11 protein-coding genes are annotated in these 10,951 nt (G+C 66.6%); 5 read left to right on the forward strand and 6 right to left on the reverse strand.

Features of this window, described 5'->3' with window-relative positions; translation table 11 throughout:
• Positions 1–29 precede the first annotated feature (29 nt).
• Complete coding sequence (gene nhaD, locus H610_RS0117190; RefSeq protein ID WP_028240837.1) at positions 30–1,292, reverse strand: sodium:proton antiporter NhaD; 1,263 nt, start codon at positions 1,290–1,292, stop codon at positions 30–32.
• 616 nt (positions 1,293–1,908) lie between these two features.
• Between nhaD and H610_RS0117195 the strand changes: the two genes are divergently transcribed.
• Positions 1,909–3,306 (forward strand): alpha/beta hydrolase, encoded by a 1,398-nt coding sequence (locus H610_RS0117195; RefSeq protein ID WP_043238866.1) that lies wholly within the window; start codon positions 1,909–1,911, stop codon positions 3,304–3,306.
• A gap of 321 nt (positions 3,307–3,627) precedes the next feature.
• Here the strand turns inward: H610_RS0117195 and H610_RS0117200 are convergent, their stop codons facing one another.
• From H610_RS0117200 to ttcA, 5 genes are all read right to left on the reverse strand, one after another.
• Complete coding sequence (locus H610_RS0117200) at positions 3,628–4,155, reverse strand: C40 family peptidase (RefSeq protein WP_028240839.1); 528 nt, start codon at positions 4,153–4,155, stop codon at positions 3,628–3,630.
• A gap of 89 nt (positions 4,156–4,244) precedes the next feature.
• Positions 4,245–4,859, reverse strand: a complete 615-nt coding sequence (locus H610_RS0117205; RefSeq protein ID WP_028240840.1) for a C40 family peptidase — start codon at positions 4,857–4,859, stop codon at positions 4,245–4,247.
• Positions 4,860–4,925: 66 nt separating this feature from the next.
• On the reverse strand, positions 4,926–5,702 hold the full coding sequence (locus H610_RS0117210) for an NAD-dependent deacylase (protein WP_043238869.1): 777 nt from the start codon (positions 5,700–5,702) through the stop codon (positions 4,926–4,928).
• 422 nt (positions 5,703–6,124) lie between these two features.
• Positions 6,125–6,796, reverse strand: a complete 672-nt coding sequence (locus H610_RS0117215) for a DNA-3-methyladenine glycosylase I (RefSeq protein ID WP_028240842.1) — start codon at positions 6,794–6,796, stop codon at positions 6,125–6,127.
• 93 nt (positions 6,797–6,889) lie between these two features.
• On the reverse strand, positions 6,890–7,714 hold the full coding sequence (gene ttcA / locus H610_RS0117220; RefSeq protein WP_028240843.1) for a tRNA 2-thiocytidine(32) synthetase TtcA: 825 nt from the start codon (positions 7,712–7,714) through the stop codon (positions 6,890–6,892).
• A gap of 87 nt (positions 7,715–7,801) precedes the next feature.
• On the opposite strand from ttcA, the gene H610_RS0117225 reads away from it, so the two are divergent.
• The 4 genes from H610_RS0117225 (at position 7,802) to H610_RS0117240 (ending at position 10,644) form a co-directional block, all read left to right on the forward strand.
• Entirely contained in the window at positions 7,802–8,470 is a 669-nt protein-coding gene (locus H610_RS0117225) for a DNA-J related domain-containing protein (RefSeq protein WP_084166492.1), read from the forward strand.
• A 121-nt stretch (positions 8,471–8,591) separates the two neighbouring features.
• Positions 8,592–9,191 carry a Yip1 family protein gene (locus tag H610_RS0117230; RefSeq protein ID WP_028240845.1) on the forward strand — a complete coding sequence of 200 codons (600 nt, stop codon included), beginning with the start codon at positions 8,592–8,594 and terminating at the stop codon, positions 9,189–9,191.
• 190 nt (positions 9,192–9,381) lie between these two features.
• Complete coding sequence (locus tag H610_RS0117235) at positions 9,382–10,080, forward strand: Yip1 family protein (protein WP_028240846.1); 699 nt, start codon at positions 9,382–9,384, stop codon at positions 10,078–10,080.
• Between the two features lie 69 nt (positions 10,081–10,149).
• A complete protein-coding gene (locus H610_RS0117240; protein WP_028240847.1) occupies positions 10,150–10,644 on the forward strand; it encodes a SprT family zinc-dependent metalloprotease in 495 nt (164 codons plus the stop codon).
• The last annotated feature ends 307 nt before the right edge of the window (positions 10,645–10,951 follow it).

Below are 10,951 nucleotides of genomic sequence, written 5' to 3' on the forward strand. Positions count from 1 at the left end.
CTGACCGGCCCGCGGCGGCTTGGGAGAGTTCAGACCGGCGTGGCGGGCATCAGCAGGCCGACCAGGTAGACCCCGACGAACCCCGCGTTGAAGGCCACGAACAGATAGACGAAGTACTTCAGGTAGCTGCCGAAGGTCAGCCCCTGCACCTTGCTCATGGCGACGATGCCGGCGGCCGAGCCGATCACCAGCAGCGAGCCGCCGACGCCGACCGCATAGGTCAGCATCATCCACTCGGCCACGCCCATGGTCAGCCCGGACTTGAGCAGCGCGGCGGTCAGCGGCACGTTGTCGATCGCCGCCGAGAGCACGCCCATCAGGTAGTTCGCGACCACCGCCGGGACCTGGTCATAGATATGCACCAGGCCCTCGAGCACCTGGATCTCCTTCAGCATGCCGACCAGCAGCAGGATGCCGAGGAAGAACAGCAGCGTCTCGAACTCCACCTGGCGCACGTATTCGAGGATCGGGTCGGCATCGTTGTCGTCGCTGAAGAAGCGCGCCACCAGGAACATGACCGACAGGCCGGTGAGGAAGGTCAGCACCGGCGGAATCTCGAAGAAGAAGTTGCCGGCGATGGTGCTGAGGATGGTGCCGAGGAAGATCAGCGCGATGGCCACGTCGACGCCGCGGACCTCGGTGCGGTGGCTCCTGACCAGAACCTCACCGTTCATGCCGATCGACAGCATCGCCGCCAGCAGCATGACCGCCAGGAAGGCCGGGATCGCCAGGATCAGCAGCTGCAGGATCTGCACCTTGCCGGCGAGGAAGATCATCAGCGTGGTGACGTCGCCGGTGATCAGCGCCACGCCCCCGGAGTTCACCGCGAACACCACCAGCGTGGCGAACTTGAGCGTCTTGGCCTGCTCCAGCTGCAGCGACAGGATCAGCGTGATCGACACCAGGGTGGCGGTGATGTTGTCGGCCAGCGAGGAAAACACGAAGCAGAACAGCGCGGTGAGGAACAGCAGCGCGCGCTCGCTGATGCGCTTGGGCAGGATCAGGTAGATCAGGTTCTCGATCATGCCCTTCTTGTTGAGGTAGGCGACGAAGGTCATGGCGGCGACCAGGAAGATCCACAGCCCGGCGATGTCGGCGATGTTCTCGTTCAGCGCCTCGAGCACGCCTTCGCGCGCGGTGCCGGGCTCGGCGAAGACGAACAGCAGCACCCATGACAGGGTGCCGAAGAACAGCGTCACCTTGGCCTTGTTGACATGGGTTTTTTCTTCCAGGACCACGCCGGCCAGCGCGGCGAGCGCGAAGCCGATCAGGAGGTAACTTAGGGCGGGCATCGGAAATACCTGAGAAAGGGGTTCGGTTCCATGCGCCAGAACGGCGCACACCAGAAAAGGGCGCCTGATGGTAGTCAAACGGTTGAGCCGCGGGTATCGGCCGGAAGGATAATTTTTCGAGATATTTCAGCGCTCCGTCGGAAACCGGGCGTCACTGGCGCGGCGCAAAGCCGTGCGCGCGAAGGCTTCGGCCCTTTTCTCCCCGGGCAGGATGGCCAGCCGCCAGCCATCCCAAAGAACGAGCCCCCGCCGGCCGCCGCCTCATGCAGCATGCGCGGCCTCGCTCCCGACGGGCGGTCTCGCTCCAAAGAGCGAAATGCAGGGCCTCCCCTGATTTGAGCCGAAACGGGATGACGGCGCGTCCGGTCTCATCCAGGGCCTGTCGTCCACGTATTCGCAGGCGGGCCGGGCGGCGCTCCGCTTCAGATCCGTAGGGAGGGCTCCAGCCCACCATCACCCACACGCAGGCGAGGGAGTGGTGGGCTGCCGTCCATCCACTGCCTCCATCACAACGACAAGCAAGGGCGTAGGCCGCCAGCCCTGCCCGACGAACCGAGCGTGGCCGACTGCCTTCGGCCGCCGCGGCACTACAACAACAAAAATAAGGAGACACCCCATGTTCCCCAACAAGCTGACGATGGCCTGTGCCGGCGTGGCGCTGGTCGGTGCCCTGGGCCTGACCGCCGACGCCTTCGCCCGGCAGAAATCCATCCTGCCGCCCTACTCCGGCAGCGAGGCGCGCGAGCAGGACGGCCGTACCTTCACGCCGGTCGTGTCGCCGCTCGACGCCCTTCCCGGCCTGCCCAGCGAACGCTGGACCGGCCTGCTCGGCAACGCCTCGTACCAGATCGAGGTGCCGGCCAACTGGAACGGCATGCTGGTGATGTACGCCCACGGCTATCGCGGCGAAGGCCCGGAACTCACCGTCGGCCCGCCGGCGATCCGCGCCTGGCTGCTGCAGCAGGGCTACGCCTGGGCCGCCTCGAGCTACAGCGCGAACTACTACGATGTGCGCGCCGGCATCGAGGACACCAACGCCCTGGCGCTGGCCTTCTCCGAGCTGACCGGCCGACCCGAGCCGCAGAAGATCTACATCACCGGGCACTCCATGGGCGGGCACGTGGCCGCGGCGGCGGTCGAAGCGGAGACCTACGCCACCGCCAACCACAGGGTGCGCTACGCCGGCTCGGTGCCCATGTGCGGCGTCACCGGCGACACCTTCGAGTTCGAGTACCTGATGGACTTCACCCTGGCCGCCCAGCACCTCGCCGGACTCGGCCCGACCGGCTTCCCGGCCAGCGACTTCCAGCAGAAGCTGCCGCAGATCATCGCCGCCCTCTGGACCCAGTATCCGACCCAGCCCTCGGCGCTCGGCGAGAAGCTCGAAGGCATCGTGCGCAACCTCACCGGCGGCCCGCGGCCGATCTTCGCCGAAGGCTTCCGCACCCAGCTGCAGAGCGTGGTCCTCGGCACTGACGGGCGCGACGGCACGGTCAACGGCATCCTTGCCGACTCGCTCACCGGCAACATGGATACCCGCTACCAGTTCGACGACCACGCCGCCATGTCCCGCGAGGAGCGTGAGTTCAACGACTCGATCATCCGCGTGATCGGCCGGCCCTCGGCCAACAACCTGCGCCCGGACGGCCTGCGCTGGATTCCGGTGGTCAACGGCGAGTTCAACGTGCCGGTGGTGAGCATCCACACGCTCGGCGACCTGTACGTGCCGTTCAGGCACATGCAGATCCACCGCAAGCGGGCCGAGGCCAACGGCAATGGCGACTGGCTGGTGCAGCGTGCGATCCGTGCGCCGAGCCATTGCGACTTCAGCTACCAGGAGCAGGTCGAGGCGATGGCGGCGATGCTGCAGTGGGAGCAGCAGGGCATCAAGCCGGCCGGCGACGAGGTGCTGAGCCCGCGGGTGGTGGCCGATCCGGCCTACGGCTGCCGCTTCACCCGCAACGAAGGCGTACCGACCCGGGCGCTGCTCCCGGCCTGCCCGGAGACGCCCTGAGGGTGCCGTGAGCGCTCGAGCCGCTGTTGCGTGGACCCAGGTTGGGTCGAGGCGCCTGTGCCGAAGCCCAACGAGGATGGGGCGCAGGACTGGAGCCGGTCGTGTCGGGCTTCGCTGCGCTTCAGCCCAACCTACCCCACCGCATTCGCCGCGAGGGCGCACAATCCACAGGGATGTGGTGATGCCGCAAGCCCGTCGGGAACGGGCGCGGCCTTCCACTGGACTCGGTGGGCGACGCCGCTTATGTGGGAGGCCCGACCTCGGGGCGAGCTTGTCCAGGTGAACAACGTCGCGCCAGATGCCGGGCGTTTTCACGCTCGCTCAGGGATTGCGCGCCAGCGCCTCGCTACCCAGCACGCGCCGGGCGTCGAGGTAGCTCTTCTGCCAGTAATGGCTGGACAGGCTGTCGAGGCGGACGGTGCCGCCGCTGGATGGCGCGTGGACGAAGCGCCCCTCGCCCACGTAGATGCCGGCATGGCTGACACGCCGGCCGCCGGCGGTGGCGAAGAACACCAGGTCGCCGGCGCGCAGGGCATCGGCCCGTACCCGCTCGGCGCGCATGCGCATCAGATCAGCGGTAGTCCGAGGCAGCGCGAGGCCGGCCCCATGGCGATAGACATAGCCGATCAACCCGCTGCAATCGAAGCCGGAATCCGGCGTGTTGCCGCCGTAGCGATAAGGGGTGCCGACCAGGGATAGCGCGTTGAACAGGACGTCTTCGGCGGTGCCGGGGTATTCGCTGGCGGGGCCGGCGATCGGCACCGGGGCGACGGGCTCCGGGGCCCGGCCGGCACAGGCGCCCAGCAACAGGGTGGTGATCACGAGCATCAGGTGGGCGGAACGGCGCATCCGGGCATCCTCCAGCGAGGCTGTCACTTTGCCGGCATGTGCGCGCCCTGGCAACCGCCGGGCCCCGAAACAGGGCCCTCGGCGAGCCTTTAGTGATCCGCCGGCGCGAGGGCCAGTACGCGCTTGGCTTCCATGAAGCTGCTGCGCCAGTAGCTGTCGTCCAGGCTGTCTACCCGTACCCCGCCGCTGCGCCGGCTCGCGGAATGGATGAAGCGGTCGTCGCCGATGTAGATGCCCGCGTGGCTGACGCGCCCACGGCCGCGATCGTTGAAGAACAGCACGTCTCCGGGCTCGAGGTCCTCGCGGGCGACGAGCGGCGCATCGACGCCGATCATCTGCCGGGTCGAACGCGGCAGCTCGATGCCCGCTTCCTTGCGGAACAGGAAGCCGACGAAGCCGCTGCAGTCGAAGCCGGTCTTCGCCGACGCGCCGCCATAGCGGTACGGCGTGCCGACCAGCCGGTAGCCGCGCTCGATGATGCTGTCGGCCAGTTGCGGCAGGGCGTAGTCCTGCTCGTCGGTAAGCTGGGAAACGGTATCGGAGGAAGGTTCGAGGTCGTGGGCCGGTTGCGGCGCAGCGCGTTCGGCGACCGTCGGGGGCGTTGCGGGCTCGGGCGCAAGCGCGGCGGGTTGGGGCGTTGTCGCGCAGGCGCCGAGCAGGACGGCAAGCGTCAGAGGCACGAGGGGTGCGAAGCGTCGAAGCATGGGCACAGCCGTGTCGGATTACGGAATGGCCGCGACTATGCCTTGTCGGGCATCGATCGGCAAATTTCATTGCTCGGAAATGTGACCGATCGCCTGCGGCAAAACGTCTAGGGCCCTCCCCGGGACATGCAGGTCGACCCAGGCGGCCAGTTCGGTGGTGGCCGGGTTGATCTCGACGGTGAAGCCGCCGGCGGTGCGGCAGCGCAGCAAAGGCTCGAGGATGTAGCCGAAGCTGGCCGAGGTGCCGACCGCCAGCACCAGGTCGAAGCCGATCGCCTGCTGCCGGCGCAGGCGCTCGACGGCCTCCACCGGCAGCATCTCCTCGAACAGCACCACCGGCGGACGCAGCACCCCGGCGCACGCGTCGCAGCGCGGCGGCAGCGGGCCGGCGAGGCGCCGCTCGGCGTCGGCGGCCTCGCGCCCGCAGGCCTGGCAGTACAGCGGCGCCAGCTGCCCATGGATCTCGATCAGGCGCTCCGCCGGGCTCCCCGCCGCGCGGTGGAAGCCGTCGATGTTCTGCGTCAGCACCCAGCAGCCGGGCTTGCGCGCCTGCAGCTCGGCGATCGCCCGGTGCCCGGCGTTGGGCGTGGCGCCATGGCAGGCACGGCCGATCTCGGCGAGGTATTTCCAACACAGCGCGGGATCGCGTTGCAGCATCGGCCCGGACAGCGCCGCCTCGATCGGCAGGCCCTCGGCCGTGGTGCCGTTGTACAGGCCGCCGAGACCCCGGTAGGTCGGCAGGCCGGAATCGGCCGAGAGCCCGGCTCCGGTGATGAAGAGAATGCGCTCGGCAGCCTCGAGCGCCTGGCCGAGCTGGCGAATCCTGGAATCGTCGCGGGTCATGGTGTGGCTCCGAAGGTTCACCGGGAGATGGCGGGCTTCGCCGCGTTGCGGCTCGACCCGACCTACCCGAACGGATGGAACGGGATTGAACCGATTGTAGGTTGGGTTGAGCGCAGCGAAGCCCGAGGCGCAGAGGGCTTTCGGCAGCACCCATGCCTTTCCCTGCTCCGTTCGGACCGGTGCACATCGCCCTCACCCCGGCCCTCTCCCGGAGGGAGAGGGGGATGGTTCCGGGGCAGGCTGTGCTGCCGTGCAGGCCGTGTTCGCGAGCAAGCTCGCTCCTACGGACCCACGCCGAATCCCCGGGCCGCACCGGTCTTTTCCCTTCTCCCTGCGGGAGAAGGTGGCCCGCAGGGCCGGATGAGGGTCGTGTGGGAGCGAGCTTGCTCGCGAATGCCACAGGGGCCAGGCCGCCCCGCGCCTCAGTGATTGACCGTATGCGCCAGCATCACCGACAGCTGGCAGAACGGCCGTCCGCTCTGTTCGTGCCAGACGTTGAACGCCGCCTGCACCGCAGCCTGGTCGCGCTGGCTGGTCGGCACGCGATCGACGATGCCCTGGGCACTGAGCGCTGCGACCACGTCGTTGGCGGGGACGAAGGTGTCCTTGCCGAGCATGCGCAGGTAGCGCGGCGCGGACAGGCCGCCGAGCTGGCAGCCGTGCCTGGTCAGGTAGCGCCAGAGGCCGACGATGTCGGTGGCCGGCCAGTCGGCGACGAGCTTGCCGAAGCGGCCCTTCTCCCGCGCCACGTCGAGGATGAACTGGGCGTTGCGCGGCACGCTCTTGAGCTTGCCGAGGTGGCGGATCAGCCGGGCGTCCTGCATCAGCCGCTCGATGTGCTCGCCGCTCATGAGCACCACCTTCTCCGGATCGAAGCCGAAGAACACCTCCTCGAACGCCGGCCACTTGGCGTCCACCAGGCTGTGCTTGAGCCCCGCGCGGAAGATGCGCAGCGCCATCAGCGACAGGTAGCGGTCGTCGCCGATGGCTTTCAGCTCCTCGGCGCTACGCGGCTGCGGCAGCCGCGCCTCCAGCGCCTCGGCCGAGCCGAAGCGGTTCAGGCAGTATTCGTGAAGCCAGCGGTAGTCTTTCATCGGTAAATCCGGCTGGAAGGCTGGAAGGCTGGACGAAAAAGCCTCGCCCCACGCCCTCGTCCAGCCTCCAGCGCTCTTCTCGTCTTCTCGCTCTTAAAGATTCATCAAATCAACGAAACGCGGCGTCGCCGCCTCGTCGATGCGCAGGCTGGCGAAGTCGAACAGGTTGCGGTCGGCCAGTTGCGAGGGCACCACGTTCTGCAGGGCGCGGAACATGATTTCGGTGCGGCCGGGCGACTTGCGCTCCCATTCCTGCAGCATCTCCTTGACCACCTGGCGCTGCAGGTTTTCCTGCGAGCCGCAGAGGTTGCACGGGATGATCGGGAATTCCCGCAGCCGCGCGTAAGCCTCGATGTCGGCTTCGCTGCAGTAGGCCAGCGGGCGAATCACCACGTTGCGGCCGTCGTCGGAGAGCAGTTTCGGCGGCATGGCTTTTAGCGTGCCGCCATAGAACATATTCAGGAAAAAGGTTTCCAAGATATCGTCGCGGTGGTGACCGAGCGCCATTTTGGTGGCGCCGATCTCGTCCGCGTAGGTGTAGAGCGTGCCGCGACGCAGCCGCGAGCACAGCGAGCAGGTCGTCTTGCCTTCCGGGATCTTTTCCTTGACCACGGAGTAGGTGTCCTTCTCGATGATGTGATACTCGACGCCGATGGACTCGAGATAGGCCGGCAGCACGTGCTCGGGAAACCCGGGCTGCTTCTGGTCCATGTTCACGGCGACGATCTTGAACGAAATGGGCGCGACCTTCTGCAGGTAGAGCAGGATGTCGAGCATGGTGTAGCTGTCCTTGCCGCCAGACAGGCAGACCATGACCTTGTCGCCGTCCTCGATCATGTTGAAGTCGGCTACGGCTTCGCCGACGAGGCGCCGCAGACGCTTCTGCAGCTTGTTCTGGTTGACCGAAAGGTGAGCCATGTGTGCTTTGGGACCGGTGAGCGATAAAAGCCGGGCATTTTACGCGCAAAGCGTTTTTCACCCCACCCCGTCAGTCGCGAGGGCCAGATGGAACTGTACGAAAGCCAGCCTGCGGGCATTGTCGCCACCCAGAGCCGCCACGCGCTCGCCCGTTCCGGCGACCTGCTCGAGGAAACGCTCGAGTTGCTGCGCGCGCATCCGGACGGCATCAGCGAATACCAGCTGATCCAGGCGCTCAAGGCGCAGGGCAGCCCGCACATCTCCCAGCAGCCGCTGACCGACAAGCTGGTGCTGTTCCAGACCCACTTCAAGGTGTTCAACGCGCTCTACCGACTGCGCGACCGCCTGCGGGCCGAGCGCGCGCACGAATTGATGATCAACCCGCTGTGCATCCTGCTGCAGCCCTACTCGCCCACCCACGAGGAGGCGCTCAGCCGCCAGGACCCGCTGCGCGAGTACTACCTGGACCTGGGCCAACTCGAGGAAACCACCGAGGAAGACGTCGAGAACCTGCTCAGCAGCTACTGGGTGCGCAACGAGGGGGGCGCGGAGAAGCGCGAGGCGCTGGTGGTGTTCGGCCTCGACCGCCTGGAGCATCCGCTGACCCTGCCGATCATCAAGCACCGCTACCGCCAGTTGGTCGCCGAGCATCATCCGGATCGCGGCGGCAGCACCGAACAGCTGCAGGCGATCAACCAGGCGATGGAAATATTGCAACGCTATTATGGCCCCGCAGCTAGCTCCAAATCGCTCTAATGCCCAAGCGGCGCGGCCTTCAGCGCAACCCTATACTGCGACATAAGGCCGCACCATGCTGTCGGGCGCGCCTGGTTTCGCCCGCGGCAAAGGCGGCCTCCACCACATAGGAGACGCTGGCATGATCCATCACGTTTGGGGGCTGTTCGCCCATCCGGGTCGGGAGTGGGCCGAAATCCGCGGCGAAGAAGAAACTGTCAGTCACATGTACCTGACCCACGTCCTGGTGCTGGCTGCCGTTCCGGCGGTCGCGGCCTACATCGGCACCACGCAGCTCGGCTGGAGCATCGGCGGACGAGAGCCGGTGCGCCTGACCGAAGGCAGCGCCTTCCAGCTGACGTTCCTGGCGTACCTGGCGATGATCGCCGGGGTCGCGGTGATGGGCGGCTTCATCCACTGGATGGCCCGCACCTACGACGCCAACCCGAACCTGACGCAATGCATCGTGTTCGCCGCCTACACGGCCACGCCGCTGTTCATCGGCGGCATCGCGGCGATCTATCCGCACCTGTGGCTGGGCATGCTGGTGGGCACCGCGGCGGTCTGCTATACGGCCTACCTGCTCTACGTCGGACTGCCGACCTTCATGAACATACCCTCGGACGAGGGCTTCCTGTTCTCCAGCTCGGTGCTGGCGGTGGGGCTGGTGGTGCTGGTCGCGATCATTGCCCTGTCCGTGATCTTCTGGGGCATGGGCTTCGGCCCCGTCTACATACGCTGAGTCCGCTGAGTCACCCGGCCTGCCTGGCCACAGCCGCCCTCCGGGGCGGCTTTTTCGTTTCCACGCCGGCGCCGCTGCGACGAAACGTCAGCCGCCGAGGGCGAAACCCTCATCGCATCTGCCGCTCTAAAACCATGACGCCGCATGGTTTCGTCACCATGCCAGGCCTTCGAGGCTGATGGAGACTCGCATGATTCCGTATTTCTTCACCCTGTTGACCCGTCCCGACCAGGCCTGGGCGGACATACGCCGCGATGAAACGAAGAACAGCTCCAACTACCTTGCCCACCTGCTGATCTGGGCCCTGCTGCCGGCGGTGTGCATGTTCATCGGCACGCGCTACGTCGGCTGGAGCCTGGTGGAGAGCGAGCGCATCCGCCTCGACACCCGCAGCGCCCTGCAGTTGAGCGTGCTGATCTATCTCACCATCATCCTCGGCACCTTCATCATGGGCTTCTTTCTGCGCTGGATGTCGCGCACCTTCGAGGCCCGCCCCACCTTCAACCAGTGCGTGGGATTCATCGCCTATATCATCACGCCCTTCTTCCTGGCCGGCCTCGGCGCGCTGTACCCGACCCGCTTCATCGCCATCGCCGTCCTGCTGGCCGCGGGCGCCTACTCCACCTACCTGCTGTTCGTCGGCCTGCCGACCTTCATGCGCATCGACAGTCGTAACAGCTTTCTCTACGCCGCCAGCACCTGGGGAGTGGGCCTGCTGGTGCTGGTCAACCTCAAGGTGCCGATGATCCTGTTCTGGATGCTGGCGCTGGACCCGACCTACCAGCGCGAGGAAGTGCAGAACCAGAGCTACGGCTTCGAGACCAACCGTCCGCAGGAAACCCCCGGCGGCCTGGACAGCGAGAACACCGACCGGCCGAACGAGCAGTGACGTCCATCCGGGTACGCTACCCGGACTTCGCACCGCTTTGGCATAATCGCCCCGCTTTCAGGGGGAACGATGCCACAGCAGCTACAAGCCCGGGTCGAGGCGTGCTACCAGCAGGCCGAAACCTTTTTCCAGCGGCCCTTCGTGCGGCCCGAAGTGAGCCTGAAGCTGCGCGGGCAGAAGGCCGGCGTCGCGCACCTCGATGAAAACCGGCTGCGCTTCAATGCGCAGCTGTACCGCGAGAACCGCGAACACTTCCTCACCCAGACCGTCGCCCACGAGGTGGCGCACCTGGTCGCCCACCAGATGTTCGGCCCGCGCATCCGCCCGCACGGCGAGGAATGGCAGTTGATCATGCGCGGCGTCTACGGGCTGCCGCCGAACCGCTGCCACACCTACGAGGTGACCCGCCGGCGCGGCACCTATTACCTCTACCGGTGCCGCTGCGAAGGACAGACCTTCCCCTTCAGCGCCCAGCGCCACGCCCTGGTCGCCCGCGGCCGCCGCTACTTCTGCCGGCGCTGCCGGGCGACCCTGGTGTTCAGCGGCGAAAGCCGGGTCGAGTGACGGTCGGCATAGCTGCGAAACACCTTGGTGGGCTGAAGCCCACCCTTGTATCTCGACTACCACGCCATCCGGGGTGATAGTTCCCGACTGATCATCGGGGGAAGGTCAGGAAGCCGTGCCCACCCTGAGGCCCTGAGCCTGTGAAGTAGATACTGCTCCGGCCTTCCACACTCACTCTTGAAGCTCGAACGGTATCCAGAGCCCGCCGCTGGCGAGAGCTCGCATCCACAAGGTTGAGCCGAGTGCAGTGATGATCGTTGGATCAATAGAAGGAGTTTCCATGCCCCGCGTCATCGGCATCGATATC

Source organism: Stutzerimonas azotifigens DSM 17556 (assembly GCF_000425625.1).
GTDB classification, from domain to species: Bacteria; Pseudomonadota; Gammaproteobacteria; order Pseudomonadales; family Pseudomonadaceae; genus Stutzerimonas; species Stutzerimonas azotifigens.